Genomic DNA, 19,135 nt, shown 5'->3' with positions numbered 1-19,135 from the left:
CTCGTCCCCCATCGAAGCTGAGTGATGGCATGAAGGCAGCCGATCGCGTCCACGGAGGAGTGGCCCCCGCGGCCCCCGCGGTCGCCGTCGTCGACAAAGCGGGGTCGGTGATCGGGTGGACGCGGGCCGCCGAGGAGCTCACCGGCTATCCCGCGGCCGACATGTTCGGCCGTCCCATCGACACGCTCCTCCCGCCTGAGGACGCCGGCGCGCCCCTGCCGCGTGTCGGAATGATGGAGGTGCGGCGGCGGGACGGCGAGGTGGTCATGGTGCGGGCCGACGCCGCGCCGCTCACTCTGGGTGACGATGCCCAATGTCCGCAGGAGTCCTGGCTGCTGTCGGCGATCCCGGTCGACATCGACCTGTCCACCGACACCGGCGCGCTGCTGGAGTCGCTGATGAGCAGTTTTCCCGTCGCCATGGCGATCTGGGACCGGGACCTGCGCTGCGTCTGGTTCAACGAGGCGGCCGAGCAGCTCCGCGACGGCTACCCCTACTACCGGATCGGCCGTTCTCTGACCGAGGTCATCCCAGGGGTCGACAACGAGGGGGTGGGGGACGCGGTGCGCGAGGTGCTCGCCGACGGGCGGCCCAAGATCGACCGCGAGGCCCACTGGTCCTACGGCGGCCGGGAGCGCGTGCTGTCGGTCTCGCTGCTGCCCCTGACGGGTGCGGACGGACGGACGCTGGGCGTGTGCTCGGTGGTGCTGGACTTCAGCGACAGCAAGGCGCGCGACCACCTCGATCTGCTGCGCGAGGCCGGTGTCCGGCTCGTCAGCACTCTGGACGTCATGAGCACCGCCCAGGAACTGGCCGAGCTGGCCGTTCCGGTCCTCGCCGACTTCGTGACCGTCGACCTGCCGGACGTGATGCTGCCCGGGGCCGAGCCCCAGCGGCGGCACGCCACGACCGGCGTCGGCGAACCCCTCTTCCGGCGGGCCGGCGTGGCCTCGGTGTACGACGGCGCGCCCGAGTCGCTCTGGAAGCGCGAGGAGACCGTGTTCGTGCCGCCCCGATCGCCGTTCATGGAGGTCCTGCGCTCGCGCCGGTCGTACTTCGCGCCCGTGCTGGACACCTCGCCCGGGACCTGGCTGGATCTGGACCCCCGCCGGGCGCGGATCATCCACGCCACCGGCATGCACTCGCTGATGGTCGTTCCGCTGGAGGCGCGCGGCGACCTGCTCGGCGTCGCGGTGTTCGCGCGCACCGCCAACCCCGCTCCCTTCTCCCGCGACGACCTGCTGGTGGCCGAGGAACTCGTCACCCGCGCCGCGCTGTGCCTGGACAACGCCCGCCAGTACACGCGCGAGCGGCTGACCGCGCTCGCGCTCCAGCGCGACCTGCTGCCGGACGACCTGTGCGGCAGCGGCAGCGTCGAGGTGGCCTCGCGTTACCTGCCCTCCGACGCGCGCGGGGGAGTGGGCGGCGACTGGTACGACGTCATCCACCTGCCCGGCGAGCGGATCGCCCTGGTCGTCGGCGACGTGACCGGGCACGGCGTCAACGCCGCGGCCACCATGGGCCGGCTGCGCACCGCCGTGCGCGCCCTGGCCTACTTGGACCTGCCGCCGGACGAGTTGCTCACCCACCTCGACCACCTGATGGCCGAGGACGTGCGCGGCCTCGACTCCATGGGCGCGACCTGCCTGTACGCGGTCTACGACCCCCGGACCGGCCGCTGCACCATGGCCACGGCGGGGCATCCGCCGCCCGCGATCGTGTCCCCGTCCGGGGAGGTGACGTTCCCCGAGCTGCCCGCCGGCACCCCGATCGGCGTGGGCTTGGGCACCTTCCGGTCACACGACCTGCCCCTGCCGGCGGGAACTCTGCTGGCCCTTTACACCGACGGCCTGATCGAGACGCGGCAGGCAGACCTCGACGCGGGCATGGCCAGGCTCGCCGAAGCCCTCACCCGCGCGGCGCCGGGGTCCGCCACGCTCGACAGCGTGTGCACGGCCGTGATCGGCGACCTCGTGGGCGACGCCCCCGCCGAGGACGACGTCGCCCTGCTCCTGGCCCGCATCCGGTCCGTCTCCTGAGTCGGTACGGTTAAAGTAAGCCACATTACCTACTTGTAATATAGATTACATGGCCGTCGTCATCCGGGCGGGACGCTCCCGCGCCGTCGTTTTCCGATCTCGAACCCGTCAACCTGAGAGAACAACCGCCGAACACGACCACTAGAAGCTGGCCCACTTCCTTCGCGAGCGCGTTCCCCGGTTGACGCAATCAGGCGCCTGGAGCTGATTTCGGGTCAGGCGACTACTTCGATGTTGGCCATCATGCCGTGGTCCTCGTGGTTGAGGATGTGGCAGTGGAAGGGATACTTCCCGAGGTAGTTGAGGAAGCGCATCCTGATGACAACCTGCCCACGGACGGGGAGCTGGACGGTGTCCTGCCAGCCGCGGGCGTTGTAGGGCTTGCCGTTGATGCTCATGAGTTGGAAGTCGTTGACGTGGATGTGGAAGGTGTGTTCCTCGTCGGCGAGGTTTTTCACCGTCCATTCCTCGGTGGTGTTGAGCCGGGCGCGGACGTCGATCCGGTCGGGGGCGAATTGTTTGCCGCCGATGTAGAACTGGGTTGAATCGCTGTTCTCGGAGAAGGTGATGGTGCGTCGGCGGTCGATCTTGTCCTTGGCGAGGTCGTCGAAGGAGGCGAAGGCCGTGGGCAGAGCTGCGGGGGTCATCGGCTGGCCCGTGGAGTGCACGGTGGCCAGGGTCTTCTCCGGGTAGTCGTCGCCCGCCGGGCCAGTGGTGTATGCGAGGGTTCGCAGCGTGCTGCGCCCCGCGGCGGGGCCCTGCACCAGGACGTCGAAGCGGCTTCCCGGGGGCATGACGATCGTGTCGGCGCCCCACGGCTCGTCGACGGGGTTGGCGTCCTGCGCGATGACGAGGAAAGGAGTCCCCGGCAGATTGACCTTGTAGGCGATGTCGGCGCCGATGTTGGCCATCCGCCACAGTTGCGTCTCCCCGGGCCGGATCGTGATGACGGGGTCGATCTGCCCGTTGATGGTGCGGGTGGTGGGGGCGTTGCTGTCGATGTTCGCGGTCGGGATCGCACCGTCCCGGACCTGGAAGTCCTTCAGCGCGATGAGGCGCTGGGTGATGTTCCGTAGCTCGGGCGGCAGGTGCTTTTCGAGTCCGTCGATGATGATGGCGCCCGACAGGCCGGCCAGCACCTGCGGTTCGCTGAACGGGTGGGCATGGGAGTGGTACCAGTAGGTTCCCGGCGCCAGGTCCTTCGGCAGCCGGTAGCTGTAGTGGTAGGTCTGCCCGGGGTGGATGTGCAGGTAGACGTTGTCGGAATTGCCGCGCGGTGAGACGTGCCAGCCGTGGGTGTGCAGGTTGGTGTGCTCCGGCAGCATGTTGACCAGGGTCAGATCGAGCCGGTCACCCGGCCGCAGCCGGATCGTGGGCGGCATGTACTCACCGTTGTAGGTCAACGCCCGCACCTGCTTGCCCCCCAGGTCCACGGTGCGCATCTGGGCCACCAGCCGGACCCGTAGCGTCTTGTCGCGGCTGACCAGCTGGCGAGGCTCGCGCAGCGCGGGCTGGGCTGTTTCGGTTCCGCCGGGGCTTACCGCGGCGACGGGGGAATCCGCAGGGGAGCCGCCGCAGCCGCTGATCGCGACGGCCGTGGCCACGACCAGGCCGACCAGCATCCGCCCTCTGCCTGTCGGCCTTTTCGGCCGCGCAGTTGCCTTGAAGCTGATCGCGGACATCGGTCCCCCTCACGCGCAACGTCCAGGGGGGCTCAAATGCTATGGCTCCGGTGATCGGCGCTCTGGGCCGACACGCAAGCGTGTCCCGATGGCGGAGAACAGGGCTGCAGATGGTTCCTCGAACCCGGTAGGGACAAAAGTCACGACGCCGCCTCCCGTACCCAGGAGAAGGGTGACGACGGCACCAACGACCTGCTGGTCTCCCAGGTCATCCGCACCGGTGAGCTGCAGACCTGGTTCCTGATCGAGCATCTGGTCGAGGCACCGCGCGGCTGATCAGCTCCTCGCGGTCACGGTATAGGTTTGCCCAGTTGTTCGGCCACGGCGGCGATGTCCTCGCGGCTGTGGCCCGCGTCCACCACCTGCTGGAGCGCCTGCCGCAGCAGGCTGCCCAGGCGGGAGGGGTCATCGCGCTCGTCGGCCAGCAGGGTGAGATCTTTGAGCGCGAGAGCGAGCGGGAATCCCGGCGGGTAGTGGTGGGCGCGGATCTCTTCGGCTTTCTGCATCGCGTACGGCATGCGCAGAGGCCCCTCGTCCAGCACCTGCAGTACCAGGGCGGGATCCACGCTCAGCTGCCTGCAGGCGAGCAGAGTGTCGGCCATGGCCACGACCGACGCCGCCATCCAACTGTTGACGATCAGCTTTATTCGGGAGGCCTGGCCCGCCGCGCCCACGTACAAGGTGTGCGTGCCGAGCACGTCCAAGACGGGCCGGGCACGTTCGAGCGCGTCCTCGGCGCCGGAGACGATCAGCGTCAAGGTGCCGTGAGCCGCCGGTTCGCTGCTGCCCGAGACCGGGCAGTCGAGCATCGGCCGCCCGGCCTCGGCGGCCTGCCGGACCAGCCGGTCGGTCCACGCGCCCCCGACGGTGCTCATCTGCAGCCAGACGGCGTCCGTACGCATCGCGGGCAGGAAGCGGTCGGCCAGCGAGGCGACCACATCGCCCGTGGGCACCATGGTGATGACCACGTCGGCCTCTTCGACGGCCTCCTCCGGACTCGCCGCCGCCTTCACCCCCACGGCGGTGAGTGGCTCCAGCTTGTCGACGGACCTGTTCCACGCGTACACGTCGAGGCCCTGGCCGACCATGCGCCGCGCCATCGCCGAACCCATCAGCCCCGTCCCGATGACTGCCACTCGCAGACCGGTACGCCCCGGCTGTCCCTTCTTCATAACGATGCCCCCTCATGGGGACCTGCCCCGCCTTCGTTCACTTGCCCACCACCAAGAGGCAAATGACACCCCAGAAGGCCGATAGGCATGAGCGGCAAGCGTCGATCCATCAAAGGACGATTCACATGGCTGGCGCTCCGGCGCGCGGTAAGCCGTCACGACCCGTAATAGGCCGATCACTCCTGATAGCCTCGCGCTTGTATATAGGGAGGTACCCGTGACGTCTGGGTATGGGCGGCCAAGACATTCACAGCTGGATGCGGGATGGCGCTGAGCACCTCTGCCGCAAGGGCCGATCGCCCTTCCGGCAAGGCCACGCAATTCCCTCACGGTGCGGTCTCCCAGTTACCCGGCAGAGCAGTCGGCTTGCCGCCGGCCTTCTCCCTGTAGGCGACCGCCTGTTCAGCTGCTACCCATCCCATAATTCTCCGCCGCGCGCAGGTGAGCGGCGTCCAGGAGACCTCAATCAAGCAGGGCGTACAACGATGATCATGATGCACCTCGCCGCCTTGACCATTGCCTCGATCGTCGCCGGCTCGGCTGCTGGCGAGGTGAGCGACATCCCCAACGGCAAAGGCAACACTTACAACAGCGGCAACTACCGGGGCGACAAGTTGGGTGTGAACAGCGGTAACTTCTCCAACATCAAAAACTCCCCCAACAGTGGCAACGAGTCTGTCAGCGGAAACAACGCGCTCGGCCCTCAACGCATCGTCGTCAGACGCGTCATTCTCAGACGCGTCATCGCCAGACGTGTCATCAACAAACGCGTCATCAACAAGCGCCTCACGCGTGATTAACGTCCGATTCGAGCCTGCCGGGACGCCGTGCGTCCCCGCTGTTCACGGCCCCATCGAAGACTTCCCCCCCAGGCGCCGTCGGTAGAGCGTCGGCGCGAGCCCTGGTGAGATGGGCCCTGCCCTACCTGTTCGGCCGCAGCTCACTGCACGCAGATCTGTGAGGCGCCCGGCTTGCGCCTCGCCCGCGCGTTCCGTCGCGGCCGCAGGGCATCGCCGGCTTTCACGCACCACTGAGCGCCTCGGCGAAGCGATCCACCTGGGTCACGTCCGAGGCCCAGCAGTAGAACATGACCTCGTCGGCGCCGACGTCCCCCATCCGGATAGCCGTATCGCGGATCTGGCCGGGGGTGGTGAGCAGGCCCGCCGCCGCGCCCTCCGCGAAGCCGGCCGGCAGGTTCATGTACTGAGGGCCGCTGTAGTAGTCGTACAGCCGGTCGCGTGCCTCCTTGATCAGGTGATCCGGTCCCAGGGCGGCGTTGACTTGGGCGACCAGCCGGGGGCGCCCCGTGCGTCCCTGGGCCTGCCACTCCGTCTCGGTGGCCCGGAACAGGTCCCCGGCGTCGGACAGGTGCGCCGCGCACAGGAAGCCGTCCCCCACGCGGGCGGCGCGCCGGATCCCGGCCGGGCTGAAGGCGCCGAACAGCATTTCCGGGCCACCCCGGCGGCCGGGCTCGGGCCCGATCGGGCCGATCCCCTCGCCGGACGGCCCGCCCGACCAGACACGGCGCATCACTTCCAGCATCTCGTCGAGCCGCGCTCCCCGCCGGTGGACGTCCACACCCACGGCCTCGTAGTCGTCCCGGCGCGCTCCCAAACCGATGCCGAGCGTGAAGCGCCCTCCCGACATGCGGTCCAGGGTCGCGCACTGCTTGGCCAGCAGCGCCGGCTCGCGGAGCGGAGCGAGCAGCACCTCGGTCTGCAGGCGGATTCTGGCGGTCGCCCCCGCGAGCACGGACAGGGCCACCAGGGGTTCGGGATTGTCGTAGACGAGGCGGTCCAGCAGGGCGAGCGTGCTGAACGGGCCCTCTTCCGCGTGCCGAGCCCATTCCAGCAGGGCGCCAGGTTCGCTGATGGGCAGGCCGAGACCGACTTTCATGAGTCCCCCCGGGCGTTCTCACCGCCGGCGAGCCGCCGCCGGTTGCGCCGCCACCCCAATCACCGTGCCCTCCGCACCCCCGATGACGCCCACGTGGCACATCTCTGGCCACAACCTTTCCGCCCCCTTGGAGCGGTGGTCACAGAGTGAGGCCCCGTCTAGTTGGCGCCGACGACCTTGAAGTCCTGCGCCGGTGAACTTCGAGGAGGTCGACGTACGGTCGCGGCTGCTCGAACTGACGGCGGTCGGGGGCCGGACAAGTGCATCGACGCCGTCGGCCTCGAGGCCACCCACGGCAGTGCGCACATCGCCGCGTACGACCGGCTCAAACAGGCCGTACGGGCGGAGAGCGACCGTCCGCACGTGCTGCACCAAGCCATCATGTCGTGCCGCAGCGGCGGCGTGGTCTCGGTGATCGGCGTCTACGGAGGCCTGTCGGCTCTCATCCGGGGCCGGCCGCGTTGGGCCGCGTGTCAGTTGAGCTGGCTGGGGTGGATGACGACCTTGGTCCAGCCGGGATCCCGCCGGTCGAAGTGCTCGTAGCCACCCGGTGCGTCGTCCAGGTTCAGTTCGTGTGAGACGACCCAGGACGGCCGGGCCTTCCCCTCGTGGATGAGCCTGGAGAGCTTCCGGTTGTAGCTCTTCACGTTGCACTGGCCGTTGCCGATCATCTGGCCCTTGAACCAGAACATCCCGTAGTCGAAGGCGATCTCGCCCTGCTTGAAGAGATCGTCCGGGCTGCCGGGGTCCGTCGGGATGAAGACGCCCACGACGCCGATGGTCCCGGTGAACTTGACCGATTTGACGAGGTCGTTGAGCGTCATGTTGGGGTGCTCGTTCCCCTGCGGGTCGTGCGCCTGGTAACCCACGCACTCGCAGCCCCGGTCGGCGCCCAGGCCGTTGGTGAGCTCCATGACCTGATCGACCGGTGACCCCTGGGAGTCGTCGATCGCGATCGCGCCGATCTCCTCGGCTTTGGCGAGCCGGTCGGGGTGGCGGTCGACGACCATCACCTTGCTCGCGCTCTTGACCGTGGCGGAGTAGGCGGCCATCAGCCCGACGGGCCCCGCTCCGTAGATCACGACCGTGTCGCCCGCCTCCACCTGGGCGAGTTGAGTCGCGTGCCAGCCGGTCGGCCAGATGTCGGCGAGCATCACGTAGTCGTTCTGCTTCTCCTGCGCGTCGTCCGGGAGGACGAGGCAGTTGACGTCGCCGAACGGCACGCGCAACAGCTCGGCCTGGCCGCCGCTGTAGGGCCCCATGTCCGCGAAACCGTAGGCCGCCCCTGCCATGCCCGGCTCGGGATTGGTGGTGAGGCAGTAGGCCGTCAGGCCCTTCTCGCAGTTCTCACAGAAGCCGCACGAGATGTTGAACGGCATGCAGACCACGTCGCCGACGCGGACGTGGTAGACGGCCGGTCCGATCTCGACCACCTCGCCGAGGTTCTCGTGGCCGAGGATCCGGCCTGTCTCGAAGTCTGTCCGGCCTTCGTACATGTGCAGGTCCGACCCGCAGATGTTGGTCGTGGTGATGCGTACCAGGACATCGGTGGGCTGCTCGATGCGCGCGTCAGGGACTTGCTCGACATCGACCTGTCGAGGTCCGTTGTATACGACTGCTCTCATGATTTCCTCGGATGCAGTTGTTGTGCGAAGGATCGCCTTGCCTGTGCGCCGTGCGGCAGGTCAATGGGTTCATTCCTTCTTCCTCGTTCGCCGGGACGGCGCCCCTGGTCCGGGGCGGGCCGTCAGAGCAGCAGATTGAAGACGCTCATCGTGCGCTCCCACTGCTGGGTCGCGGGGTTCTTCACGTCCGGATCCACGATCTTGAAAGTCTGAGCCAGTGCCACCGACAGGCCACCGACGATCTCGGGCAGCCGGTCGACGGTCTCCTCGCCGATCGACAGGTCCAGCGGAGGCAGTGTGGCGAGCTGCTCCAGGATGGGTTTCAGCTCGATGTCCTCATCCAGGCTCCGGAACCGGTGGATGCTCTCCTGGAGGCCTTTGGTGACGGGTAGATCGGAGGGTTCGATGACGTCGCGATGGTTCGCCTTGGCGTGGGCCTGGCCCATCACCAGAAGATCGTGGACCTTGTCGTTCACGAAGTCGCCGTAGCGCCGGAGGTCGTTCTTGTCGACGTCGACACCTGCGGCGCTGCGGAAGAACCGTTCGAATCTCGGCACCGCCATGAGAACCATGGAGGTCTCCTTCCTTCCGGGCCGGAGTCACTCTCCGGCCTGGAGATAGTCGTGGATCAGCCGTACGGCCATGGCGCCTTCACCGACCGCCGCGGCCACCCGCTTGACCGAGCCGCTCCGCACGTCCCCGGCCGCGAACACGCCCGCCCTGCTCGTCTCCAGCGGGAACGGCCGACCGTCGGAGTCGGACGTGTCTTGCCTGCCGGACCGGATGGCGTCCGCGCCCGTCAGGATGTAGCCCTTCGGGTCGAGCGCGATCTCGTCGGCCAGCCAGGTGGTGTACGGCTCCGCGCCGATGAAGATGAACATCGCGCGGGCCTCGATCGTGGAACGCTCGCCGGTGCGGTTGTTCTCGGCCCTGACCGCGGCGAGCTTCTCCTCCCCGATCAGCTCCCGGACCTCGGTGTTCAGCATGATCTGGATCCGGGAGTGCCGTTCGATCTCGACGGCCAGGTAGCGGGACATGGTCCTGGACAGCGCGTCCTCCCGCACGAGCAGCCGGACACAGGCGGCGTGCCGGGCCAGGAACAGGGCGGCCTGACCGGCCGAGTTGCCTCCGCCCACGACGACGATCGGGTCCCCCTCGCACATCTGGGCTTCGAACATGGTCGCCGCGTAGTAGACGCTCGTGGGCTCGAACCGTTCCAGGTTCGGGACGTCGAGCTTCCGATAGCGGACGCCGGTCGCGATGATCAGGGTGCGCGCGTGGATCGTGCCGCCCTCCCCGACGGTGACGATGTGATCACCCGCGTCCAGGTGCAATCCGGATGCCTGTGCGGGGACGAGGAAATCCGCACCGAACTTGTCGGCCTGGATCACCGCCCGCTCCGCCAGTTCGCCGCCGGAGAGCCCGGCCGGGAAGCCGAGGTAGTTCTCGATCCGAGAGGAGGTGCCCGCCTGGCCGCCCGTCGCGACGTTCTCCAGGGCCAGCGTCGCGAGGCCCTCCGACGCCCCGTAGACCGCCGCCGCCAGGCCCGCCGGTCCGGCCCCGATGACGAGCAGGTCGCATCGGGCCTGCCGCGTCCGTGGCGCGGGGAGCCCGACCGCCCGGGCCAGCTCCGTGGTGCTCGGGTTGCGGAGCACCGTCTCGCCGCACAAGATCACGACCGGGGTCTCCTCCGGGGTGACGCCCATGCTCCGCAGGAACCGCTCTGCCTCGTGGTCCTGCTCGAGGTCGATCCACCGGTGCGGCAGCCGGTTGCGTGCCGCGAACTCCCTCAGCCGCCGGGAGTCGGCCGAGAAGCAGGAGCCGATGATGCGGAATCCGGCGCCCAGCCCGATGAGCATCGTGCGGCGGATGAGGTAGGCCCGCAGGATCATGTCGCCGAGTTCCGGATCCCCGGCGACCAGGCGGCGGAGCGCGTCCGCCGGCACGGCGAGGACCTCGCCGTCCTCGGCCACCACGCCGGTGACGAAGCCCACCTGGCCGGTGAGCACGTTGAGCTCTCCCAGGAACCGGCCTGCTCCGTGGACGCCGATCACCTGGTCGTCCCCTCCGAATCCCTCGACCGTCGCGACCTTGCCGGCCAGGACGGCGAAGAATTCGGCGCGCGGAAGACCTGCCGCGTACAGGACCTCGTCCCGGCGGACCCGGTGCCGCTCGCCGTGCGGGGCCAGCGCCTGGAGCTGCGCGTCGCTCAGCCTCGGGTAGGCCCCCTGCGGGTCTGGCGTCTCTCGGAGCTCAGGCGGCCAGCGCATGGTCCACCCACTCACGTAGGACGGGAGCCGGCGCCGCACCCGATCGCCGGGTGACGACCCGGCCCTGATCGATCATGGCAAGCGTCGGGATGGCCCGTACGGTGAAGCGTTCCGAGAGCCGGGGCGCTTCGTCCACGTTCACCTTCACCAGCTTCAGGCGGCCGGCCAGATCGGCCGCGACCTGCTCCAGCGCCGGGCTGACCATGCGGCAGGGGCCGCACCAGGGCGCCCAGAAATCGACGAGCACCGGGATCCGGGCCGCCTCGACGACCTCGCTGAAGTCGTCGTCACCGGCCTCGGTGACCCAGGGGAGTGGCTGGTGGCATTGGCCGCACCGCGGGATCCCCGAAGCGGCACGGGGCAGCCGGTTCTTCCGCCCGCATGTGGAGCACGAGACGACTTTCGCGTCCTTGGTCAGTGACCGCATGGTCAGACCTCCGGATTCTCGTACGCCACCGACAGCGTGCCGCCGGTCATCCCGACCCGGATGACCGCGCCGTCGAGGACGTCGCCGGCGACCAGGGCGCGGGCGACGCGGGTCTCGACCTCGCGGGCGATGAAGCGGCGCAGCGGCCGTGCGCCGTAGACGGGGTCGAAGCCCTGCTCGGCGATGAACCGCACCGCCTCGGGTGTGACCTCCAGCGTCATCCCGCGTTCGATGATCCGGCTCCTGATCTCGGTGAACATCAGTGCCACGATCTGCTCGATCTCCGGCTCGGTGAGTGGCTTGAACAGCACGATGTCGTCGATCCGGTTGAGGAACTCGGGCCGGAACCGCGCGCGCAGTTCGGCCATCACCATCTCGCGCACCTCGGGGTCGATCTCGCCCGCTGGGCCGGCCTTCTCGCTCAGGAAGAGCGAGCCGATGTTGGACGTCATGATGATCACTGTGTTGCGGAAGTCGACCGTACGGCCCTGGGCGTCGGTGAGCCGTCCGTCGTCGAGCACCTGCAGCAGGGTGTTGAAGACGTCCGTGTGCGCCTTCTCGATCTCGTCGAACAGCACGACCGAGTACGGCTTGCGCCGGACGGCCTCGGTGAGCTGGCCGCCCTCCTCGTAGCCGATGTATCCGGGCGGGGCGCCGACCAGCCGGCTGACCGTGTGGCGCTCCTGGTACTCGCTCATGTCGACGCGGACGATGTTGTCCTGGGTGTCGAACAACGCCTCGGCGAGGGTCTTGGCCAGTTCGGTCTTCCCGACGCCGGTCGGGCCGAGGAAGACGAACGAGCCGATGGGCCGGCGCGGGTCCTTGATCCCGGAACGCGCCCGGATGATCGCGTCCGCGACCGCCTGCACGGCCTCGTCCTGACCGATGACGCGCCCGTGCAGGATCTGGTCGAGGTGCAGCAGTTTGCCCCGCTCGCCCTCCTGGAGCCTGCTGACCGGGATGCCGGTCCAGCGGGACACGATGCCGGCGATCTCCTCTTCCGTCACGACCTCACGGAGCAGCCGTCCCGCACCGTGCTTGGATTCCAGCTGCGTCTCCGCGGCCTCCCGCTTGCGTTCCAGCTCGGGGAGCCTGCCGTGCATCAGCTCGGCGGCGCGGTTCAGGTCGTACACGCGCTCGGCCTGTTCGGCCTCGCGCCGGACCGTCTCGATCTCCTCGCGCAGTTGCTGCACCTTGTGCAGGGCGTGCCGCTCGGCCTCCCACTGGGCGCGCATGGCGTCGGCCTGGGCGCGCACATCGGCGAGCTCGGCGCGCAGCGCCTCCAGGCGGGTCCGGCTCGCCGGGTCGTCCTCGTTGGCGAGGGCCGCGTCCTCGATCTCCAGGCGCATCACCCGGCGGGTGAGCTCGTCCAGCTCCGCCGGCATGGAGTCGATCTCCGTACGGAGCATCGCGCACGCCTCGTCGACCAGGTCGATCGCCTTGTCGGGCAGGAAGCGGTCGCTGATGTAGCGATGGCTCAGGACGACCGACGCGACGATGGCGTTGTCGGCGATCTTCACACCGTGGAACACCTCAAGGCGCTCGCGCAGGCCGCGCAGGATGGAGACGGAATCCTCCACCGACGGCTCGTCCACGAAGACCGGCTGGAAGCGGCGCTCCAGCGCGGCGTCCTTCTCGATGTGCTTGCGGTATTCGGTGACCGTCGTGGCGCCGATCATGTGGAGTTCGCCGCGGGCCAGCATCGGCTTCAGCATGTTCCCCGCGTCCATGGAGCCCTCGGCCGCGCCCGCGCCGACGACGTTGTGGACCTCGTCCACGAACAGCAGGATCCGCCCTTCCGCCGAGGTGACCTCGGTCAGCACGGCCTTGAGGCGTTCCTCGAACTCGCCACGGTATTTCGCCCCCGCGACGAGGGCGCCCACGTCGAGACTGAAGATCGTCTTGTCCTTCAGGCCCTCGGGGACGTCACCTCGGGCGATGCGCTGGGCGAGGCCCTCGACGATCGCGGTCTTGCCGACGCCCGGGTCGCCGATGAGCACGGGATTGTTCTTGGTCTTGCGCGACAGGATCTGCACGACTCTGCGGATCTCGCTGTCGCGGCCGATCACCGGGTCGAGTTTGTCCGCCCTGGCGGCGGCCACCAGGTCGCGGCCGTACTTCTCCAGGGCCTCGTAGGCGACCTCCGGGGTGGCGGAGGTCACCCGCTGGTTGCCGCGCACCTGCGTGAGGACCTCCAGGAAACGCTCGCGGTTCAGCCCGTGTGCTTTGAGCAGCCGTCCGGCGGCGGTGTCCGGCCCTTCGTCGAGCAGCGACAGCAGCAGATGCTCGACCGAGACGTACTCGTCCTTCAGCCTCTTGGCCTCCCCATCGGCCGCCTCCAGCAGGCGGGACAGCCGCTGGGTCAGGTACACCTGGCCGGGTGCGGCGCCGGGACCGGTGACGCGGGGCCGGCGTTCCAGCTCGGCCTCCACCTCCAGCGCCAGCTTGTCCGCGTCGGCGCCGGCGGCCGAGAGCAGGCGGGGGGCCAGCCCCTCTGGCTGGTCCAGCAGCGCCGACAGGAGATGCTCGCCGTCGACTTCGGTGTGGCCGAAGCGGGTCGCCCTGGTCTGGGCGCCCTGTAGGGCCTCCTGCGACTTCTGCGTAAGGCGGTTCACGTCCACGGCATGCCTCCCTGAGTTCTCGTGCGGGTCCGCAGAGCCGCTTCGAGCTCCGCGATGCGGTCGAGCAGGTCCGCCACCAGGCCCAGAGAGGCGTAGTTGACAGCCAGTTGCGTGTGCAGCCGCTGGAGGCGCCCGGCGGCGGCGAGCTGGGAGGGCGGGAAACACAGGTCTCCCGCCGCGTCGCGGAAGGCGTCGATCAGGCCGAGCGCGACCAGGCGGCGCACCAGCTCCGGATGCAGACCGGTCGCCCGCGCGAAGGATTCCAGGTCCAGGAGCGGGAGCCGTACGAGCGGATGCCTCATGGTCGGGTCCTCCCTTCCGATTCGGCGCGCGGGTCGAAGCCGGAGACGGCGGCCAGCCGCTCATAGAGGCGGCGCTCCTCGGCGCTCAGCGTGCGGGGGACCATGATCCGGACCTCGGCGAACAGGTCCCCGGGAGCGCCGCGGGGATGGGGCATGCCCTGCCCCCGCAGGCGCAGGCGGCGTCCGGAGGAGGAACCGGGCGGCACCTTGACCTTCGCCTCGCCACCGGGGGTCTCGACCGCCACGGTCGCGCCCAGCGCGGCCTCCGACGGGGTGAGGGGAAGCTGGACATGGACGTCCCGTCCCTCGACGCGGTAGCGAGGATGATCAGTGATCCGGGCGATCAGGTAGAGGTCGCCCCTCTTCGCGCCGCCGGCGCTCTCGCCACCCTGATCCGCGAGCCGGATCCGTTGCCCGTTCCGGACGCCCGGAGGGATCGTGACCTCCAGCGTCCGGGAACCTCCGGCACCGGGCAGGGTGATCGTGCGGCGGCCGCCGCGGTAGGCCTCCTCGACCGTCAGCGGCAGCTCGGCCTCCTGGTCGGCGCCGGGCATCGGCCCCCAGCCGCGGCCCGCGCGTCCTGCGCGACCCCCGAACATGCCGCCGAACAGATCCTCGAAGTCGATGCCCTCTCCGGTCTCGAACCGGACCTCCTGCCCGGCCGGACCGCGTGCCCGTCCGGCGCGGCCTCCCGTGCCCGCCCCGGCCCGGGCCCGGGCGTACGCCGCCGGGTTCACTCCCTCGGGCACCTGCCGGAAGTCCCGGCCGAACGCGTCGTAGCGCCGCCGGGTCTCGGGATCGGACAGCACCTCGTAGGCCTCCGACACCTCCTTGAAGCGGTCCTCGGCGCTCGGGTCCTTGTTGACGTCGGGATGATAGGAACGCGCGAGCTTGCGATAGGCCCGTTGGATCTCCTCGCGGTCGGCCGTTCGCGGCACGCCGAGGATGTCGTAGAAGTCGCGGTCAGCCATCAGTCCTCCGCCTTGGCCGACACGACGACCGACGCGGGGCGCAACTGGTCGGGGCCCTCGCCGTAGCCGGGCCGTACGACGGCGACGACCGTGCCCGGCTCGGCCTCCGGGTCCTCCACCGTGCTCACGGCCTCGTGCCTGGCGGGGTCGAACCGGGCCCCGAGATCCTCGACACGCGGGAAGCCCAGCCGGGCGAGCACGGCCACCGCCTGGTCGCGGACGGCGCGGACGCCTTCGATGACCGCGCCGGCATCGGCGTCGGCGTGCCGCAGTGCCAGTTCGAGGTTGTCGACGACCGGCAGCCACTCCGCGGCGACCCTGGCCCGTTCGTCGAGCCGCTGCCGGGCGATGTCCCTGGCCGTCCGCTTACGGAGGTTGTCGAGCTCCGCGGCCGCGCGCAGCCAGCGGTCGTGCAGCTCCTCCAGCCGGGCGTCCGTGTCGGCCCCTGTGCCGGCGTTCTCACGGGTCGCGTCCGGCCCTCTCGCCTGCGGCTGAGGTTCGGCCTCCATGGCCTCGGCCGTTGGAACACGACCCTGACGTGGGATTCTGTCATTGTCGGTCATGTCACTCCGGCCTGGTGAATTCGGCGTCGATCACGTCATCGTCCGGCCCGTCCGCGCTGGGCTGCCCTGTCTGCTGCTCGGGCTGCCCCGGCTGAGCGCCGGCGCCCAGCGCGTGGAAGACCTGCTGCAGCTCTCCGGCCAGGCCGCGCAGCCGATCGACGGGCGCCTCCCCCTTGATGGCCTGGCGGGCGTCGGCGACCAACTGTTCGGCCCGGGCCTTCTCGTGCACCGGGACGGCGTCCCCGAGATCGGACAGCCGCCGCTCCACCTGGTAGGCGATCGAGTCCAGCTCGTTGCGGGCGTCGACCGCCTCGCGGAGAGCGGTGTCGTCGGCGCGGTGCCGCTCGGCGTCGGCGATCATCCGGTCGATCTCGCTGGTGTCCAGGTTGGAGCTCTCGCTGATCGTGATGCGCTGCTCGGCTCCGGTGTCCTTGTCCTTGGCGGTCACGTTGAGGATGCCGTTCGCGTCGATGTCGAAGGTGACCTCGACCTGCGGCACCCCGCGGGGCGCGGGCCGGATGTTCTCCAGGCGGAACCGGCCGAGCACCCGGTTGTCGGCGGCGCGTTCCCGCTCGCCCTGCAGGATGACCACGTCGACGGCCGACTGGTTGTCCTCGGCGGTACTGAAGATCTCGGTCCGGCGGGCCGGGATCGTGGTGTTCCGTTCGATGACCTTCGTCATGAGACCGCCGAGCGTCTCCACTCCGAGCGAGAGCGGGGTGACGTCGAGCAGCACGACGTCCTTGACCTCGCCCCTGATGACCGCCGCCTGCACCGCCGCACCGAGCGCCACGACCTCGTCGGGGTTGACCGTCATGTTGGGGTCCTTGCCCGTCATGCGGCGCACCGTCTCCTGCACCGCGGGCATGCGGGTGGACCCGCCGACCAGGATCACCTCGTCGAGATCGGCCGACGTCAGTTTGGCGTCGCCCATGGCCTGCTCGACCGGGCCCTTGACCCGCTCGATCAGGTCCGAGGTGATCTGCTCGAACGTGGACCGCATCAGCGTGGTGTTCAGGTGCTTGGGCCCGTTCGCGTCCGCCGTGATGAACGGAAGGCTGATCTGGGTCTGGCTGACCGCCGACAGTTCCACCTTGGCCTTCTCGGCCGCCTCGAAGAGCCGCTGCAGGGCCTGAGGGTCGGCGCGCAGGTCGATGCCGTCCTGACGCTGGAACTCGTCGGCCAGGTGGTCGACGATCCTGCGGTCGAAGTCGTCGCCGCCCAGGTGGGTGTCCCCAGCGGTGGAGCGGACCTCGACCACGCCCTCCCCGATGTCGAGGATGCTGACGTCGAAGGTCCCACCGCCCAGGTCGAAAACGAGGACGGTCTCGCTGCCCTGCTTGTCCATGCCGTAGGCCAGAGCGGCCGCGGTCGGCTCGTTGATGATGCGCAGGACCTCCACGCCGGCGATCTTCCCGGCGTCCTTGGTGGCCTGCCGCTGGGCGTCGTTGAAGTAGGCGGGCACGGTGATGACGGCCTCGGTGACCTTCTCGCCCAGGAACTTCGCCGCGTCGGCCACCAGCTTCCTGAGCACGAACGCCGAGATCTCCTCCGGCGCGTACTGCCTGTCCTTGACCTTGAACCGCACGGCCCCGTCGGGACCCGCCGAGACGTCGAACGAGACCGCCTTGGTCTCGTCGTGAACCTCATCGAAGCGCCGGCCCATGAACCGCTTGGCCGAATAGATCGTCCCCTTCGGATTCAGGATCGCCTGACGCCGGGCCATCTGGCCGACCAGGACCTCACCCTGGTCGGTGAAACCCACCACCGACGGTGTGGTCCGCGACCCCTCGGCATTCGGGATGACTGATGGATGGCCGTCCTCAGTCGTCGCGATCACGGAGTTCGTCGTGCCCAGATCAATGCCTACTGCCTTCGCCATCGCCATGTCCCCTCACGGTTCCGCGTGGTCTGGCCCATCCCTGCCGGGTTTCGCTGATCTCGGCTGCAATGCGCCGTCGGACTTTCCAGCCGGGGTCGAACGCGACTCCGCGACCGTCTTCACCGGCCTATCTGAATTCGTTCGTGGGGGCGAACTTCGGATTCGCCGACATCTCATAGCTCTCGGCGACGATCGCGTGCAACGACGCGAACGCCCTGCGCTGAATGCCGTAGCCGTCGCCACCTCAAATCAGGCCACGATCGCGGAGCTCAGGGTCCGCCACGACCAAGGGCTGACGATCAGGAACACCAGGCTGATCAGCAGATCCATCCGGACACCGGCGCCTCTGCCGGTGAGCAACCGAAAAGGCTCGGTCACGCCCGATCCAGGCCTAAGATCAACCCCCCGGTCTGAATCTCTATAAATTCAGTCAAAGGGTCTGGATGGCTGCCCGTAACCCCCAGATATCCATTTTTGGATCAAACAAGCAGGGGAGGGTCGGCTGGCGGTCAGCCGCTGGTGCAAGATCTGCAGCGGGGTGTAGGTGTCGCGGGTGAGGTCGAGGAGGCGTGGCCGAGCGTTTCCTGAACGATCTCCATCTCCATGGATTACTCGGCGACATAAACGTTCCCGGCGCGAGCTGGTCGAGTCCTGGGTGGGAAGACCGTAGGGGGGCCGACGCCGACGGCGTCAGCCTCTGGCATTTGGGCTGTCCAGACATTCCGAAGACGTCTTCGCAGATGTCCTGAGACGTCCGTTGATGGCACTTGTCAGTAAGTGGCTACTGCTTGACGTGGCTGGTGGCCCAGACTGGATGTTCGCAGCGCCTCGTGACACTGCGCCTGCCGATAATGCCATCCGTCCAGTTCATAGCCCTTCAGGGCTTCGCGTGACGTGACGCGACCTTCGGCCATTACGGAGGGGCCGCGTGCGGCATGATGAGCCGCCGTGCTCCTTCGCCTGGCCTACCTTGCGGTCACGAATGCCTTCGCCCCGCTGTGGTTGTTGCCGCTGGGCGATCGGGACAAGGGGGCCTCACCCCTGAGTGTGGACACCTTGGAGACTGGATCTTGAGGTCCAGGGGAAGAGATGTCACTGATGGCCCTGAAGAACTACCCGGAGGAGTTCAAGGCCGACGCTGTGGCCTTGTATCTGTCTGACCCGTCCAAGACCTACAAGCAGGTCGCTGAGGACTTGGGGATCAACCGGGCGACGCTGCGGGAGTGGGTGCTGGCCGCCCAGCGCAACGGCACCGCGGGTCCCAAGCGGCGCGGGACCGGGAAGCCGGCCGCCGGCGGCCAGGTAGCCTCACCCGACGTGTTGGAAGAGGAGAACAGGCAGCTCAAAGCCCGGATCGAGGAGCTGGAGCTGGAACGGGACATCCTGCGCAAGGCGGCCAAGTTTTTCGCGGGCGAGACGAACTGGTGAGCCGCTTCGAGTTCGTCGACGATCACAAGCACGCCTTCGGCGTGAAGCGGCTGTGCCGGGTGCTGGACGTGGCCCGCTCCTCGTTCTACCGGTGGCTGAAGGCCGCCCCGGCCCGGGTGGCCCGCCGCCGGGCCGACGACGCGCTCGCAGCGCGGATCAGTGAGATCCATAAGGCCGAGGACGGCACTTACGGGTCGCCGAGGGTCACTGCCGAGCTGCGTGAGCGGGGCATCGAGGTGAACCACAAGCGGGTCGCC

General features: G+C 68.8%; 15 protein-coding genes and 2 pseudogenes. 4 read left to right on the top strand and 13 right to left on the bottom strand.

What is annotated here, in order from left to right; genetic code table 11:
- The first annotated feature begins 29 nt into the window (after window positions 1-29).
- Entirely contained in the window at window positions 30-2,039 is a 2,010-nt protein-coding gene (locus tag AW272_RS39685) for a SpoIIE family protein phosphatase (RefSeq protein ID WP_083959177.1), read from the top strand.
- A 215-nt stretch (window positions 2,040-2,254) separates the two neighbouring features.
- Here the strand turns inward: AW272_RS39685 and AW272_RS39680 are convergent, their stop codons facing one another.
- A complete protein-coding gene (locus AW272_RS39680; RefSeq protein WP_083959176.1) occupies window positions 2,255-3,661 on the bottom strand; it encodes a multicopper oxidase family protein in 1,407 nt (468 codons plus the stop codon).
- Between the two features lie 201 nt (window positions 3,662-3,862).
- Between AW272_RS39680 and AW272_RS45465 the strand changes: the two are divergent.
- Window positions 3,863-3,997, top strand: a pseudogene (locus AW272_RS45465) (DNA starvation/stationary phase protection protein); the annotation flags it as partial.
- Window positions 3,998-4,011: 14 nt separating this feature from the next.
- Here AW272_RS45465 and AW272_RS39675 read toward each other — a convergent pair.
- Complete coding sequence (locus AW272_RS39675) at window positions 4,012-4,857, bottom strand: NAD(P)-dependent oxidoreductase (RefSeq protein WP_218011232.1); 846 nt, start codon at window positions 4,855-4,857, stop codon at window positions 4,012-4,014.
- Between the two features lie 527 nt (window positions 4,858-5,384).
- On the opposite strand from AW272_RS39675, the gene AW272_RS39670 reads away from it, so the two are divergent.
- On the top strand, window positions 5,385-5,693 hold the full coding sequence (locus AW272_RS39670) for a hypothetical protein (RefSeq protein WP_157519339.1): 309 nt from the start codon (window positions 5,385-5,387) through the stop codon (window positions 5,691-5,693).
- Between the two features lie 220 nt (window positions 5,694-5,913).
- On the opposite strand, the gene AW272_RS39665 is transcribed toward AW272_RS39670, so the two are convergent.
- The 11 genes from AW272_RS39665 to AW272_RS45855 form a co-directional block, all read right to left on the bottom strand.
- Window positions 5,914-6,789: an LLM class flavin-dependent oxidoreductase gene (locus tag AW272_RS39665; protein WP_066376365.1), complete on the bottom strand. Its 876-nt coding sequence runs from the start codon at window positions 6,787-6,789 to the stop codon at window positions 5,914-5,916.
- Between the two features lie 473 nt (window positions 6,790-7,262).
- Complete coding sequence (locus AW272_RS39660) at window positions 7,263-8,414, bottom strand: glutathione-independent formaldehyde dehydrogenase (protein WP_066376362.1); 1,152 nt, start codon at window positions 8,412-8,414, stop codon at window positions 7,263-7,265.
- 122 nt (window positions 8,415-8,536) lie between these two features.
- Window positions 8,537-8,986 carry a DUF1931 family protein gene (locus AW272_RS39655; RefSeq protein WP_066376361.1) on the bottom strand — a complete coding sequence of 150 codons (450 nt, stop codon included), beginning with the start codon at window positions 8,984-8,986 and terminating at the stop codon, window positions 8,537-8,539.
- A 27-nt stretch (window positions 8,987-9,013) separates the two neighbouring features.
- A complete protein-coding gene (locus AW272_RS39650) occupies window positions 9,014-10,684 on the bottom strand; it encodes an FAD-dependent oxidoreductase (RefSeq protein ID WP_066376360.1) in 1,671 nt (556 codons plus the stop codon).
- A complete protein-coding gene (gene trxA, locus AW272_RS39645; protein ID WP_066376355.1) occupies window positions 10,668-11,111 on the bottom strand; it encodes a thioredoxin in 444 nt (147 codons plus the stop codon). Before trxA ends, AW272_RS39650 begins: the two co-directional genes overlap by 17 nt.
- 2 nt (window positions 11,112-11,113) lie before the next feature.
- A complete protein-coding gene (gene clpB / locus AW272_RS39640; protein ID WP_066376352.1) occupies window positions 11,114-13,732 on the bottom strand; it encodes an ATP-dependent chaperone ClpB in 2,619 nt (872 codons plus the stop codon).
- Entirely contained in the window at window positions 13,723-14,034 is a 312-nt protein-coding gene (locus tag AW272_RS39635) for a chaperone modulator CbpM (RefSeq protein ID WP_066376350.1), read from the bottom strand. The genes clpB and AW272_RS39635 overlap by 10 nt, the downstream gene beginning before the upstream one ends.
- On the bottom strand, window positions 14,031-15,005 hold the full coding sequence (locus AW272_RS39630) for a DnaJ C-terminal domain-containing protein (RefSeq protein WP_066376346.1): 975 nt from the start codon (window positions 15,003-15,005) through the stop codon (window positions 14,031-14,033). Before AW272_RS39630 ends, AW272_RS39635 begins: the two co-directional genes overlap by 4 nt.
- Window positions 15,005-15,514 carry a nucleotide exchange factor GrpE gene (locus AW272_RS39625; RefSeq protein WP_218011231.1) on the bottom strand — a complete coding sequence of 170 codons (510 nt, stop codon included), beginning with the start codon at window positions 15,512-15,514 and terminating at the stop codon, window positions 15,005-15,007. The genes AW272_RS39630 and AW272_RS39625 overlap by 1 nt, the downstream gene beginning before the upstream one ends.
- A gap of 55 nt (window positions 15,515-15,569) precedes the next feature.
- Window positions 15,570-17,450 carry a molecular chaperone DnaK gene (dnaK, locus tag AW272_RS39620; protein ID WP_066376436.1) on the bottom strand — a complete coding sequence of 627 codons (1,881 nt, stop codon included), beginning with the start codon at window positions 17,448-17,450 and terminating at the stop codon, window positions 15,570-15,572.
- Between the two features lie 249 nt (window positions 17,451-17,699).
- Window positions 17,700-17,828, bottom strand: coding sequence for a hypothetical protein (locus AW272_RS45855; RefSeq protein ID WP_275527351.1), 129 nt, complete (start codon window positions 17,826-17,828; stop codon window positions 17,700-17,702).
- Window positions 17,829-18,548: 720 nt separating this feature from the next.
- Between AW272_RS45855 and AW272_RS45460 the strand changes: the two are divergent.
- Window positions 18,549-19,135 (top strand): annotated as a pseudogene (locus AW272_RS45460) (transposase); the annotation flags it as partial.

It is taken from the genome of Herbidospora mongoliensis (assembly GCF_001570545.1).
GTDB lineage: Bacteria > Actinomycetota > Actinomycetes > Streptosporangiales > Streptosporangiaceae > Herbidospora > Herbidospora mongoliensis.
This window is presented reverse-complemented; position numbering and strand designations above follow the sequence as displayed.

What these genes read in the sequence shown, in the direction of transcription:
- AW272_RS39685 (WP_083959177.1), top strand. Translation starts at nt 30, where the DNA reads ATGAAGGCAGCCGATCGCGTCCACGGAGGAGTGGCCCCCGCGGCCCCC.
- AW272_RS39680 (WP_083959176.1), bottom strand. Translation starts at nt 3,661, where the DNA reads ATGCTGGTCGGCCTGGTCGTGGCCACGGCCGTCGCGATCAGCGGCTGC.
- AW272_RS39670 (WP_157519339.1), top strand. Translation starts at nt 5,385, where the DNA reads ATGATGCACCTCGCCGCCTTGACCATTGCCTCGATCGTCGCCGGCTCG.
- AW272_RS39665 (WP_066376365.1), bottom strand. Translation starts at nt 6,789, where the DNA reads ATGAAAGTCGGTCTCGGCCTGCCCATCAGCGAACCTGGCGCCCTGCTG.
- AW272_RS39660 (WP_066376362.1), bottom strand. Translation starts at nt 8,414, where the DNA reads ATGAGAGCAGTCGTATACAACGGACCTCGACAGGTCGATGTCGAGCAA.
- AW272_RS39655 (WP_066376361.1), bottom strand. Translation starts at nt 8,986, where the DNA reads ATGGTTCTCATGGCGGTGCCGAGATTCGAACGGTTCTTCCGCAGCGCC.
- AW272_RS39650 (WP_066376360.1), bottom strand. Translation starts at nt 10,684, where the DNA reads ATGCGCTGGCCGCCTGAGCTCCGAGAGACGCCAGACCCGCAGGGGGCC.
- trxA (WP_066376355.1), bottom strand. Translation starts at nt 11,111, where the DNA reads ATGCGGTCACTGACCAAGGACGCGAAAGTCGTCTCGTGCTCCACATGC.
- AW272_RS39635 (WP_066376350.1), bottom strand. Translation starts at nt 14,034, where the DNA reads ATGAGGCATCCGCTCGTACGGCTCCCGCTCCTGGACCTGGAATCCTTC.
- AW272_RS39630 (WP_066376346.1), bottom strand. Translation starts at nt 15,005, where the DNA reads ATGGCTGACCGCGACTTCTACGACATCCTCGGCGTGCCGCGAACGGCC.
- AW272_RS39625 (WP_218011231.1), bottom strand. Translation starts at nt 15,514, where the DNA reads ATGGAGGCCGAACCTCAGCCGCAGGCGAGAGGGCCGGACGCGACCCGT.
- dnaK (WP_066376436.1), bottom strand. Translation starts at nt 17,450, where the DNA reads ATGGCGAAGGCAGTAGGCATTGATCTGGGCACGACGAACTCCGTGATC.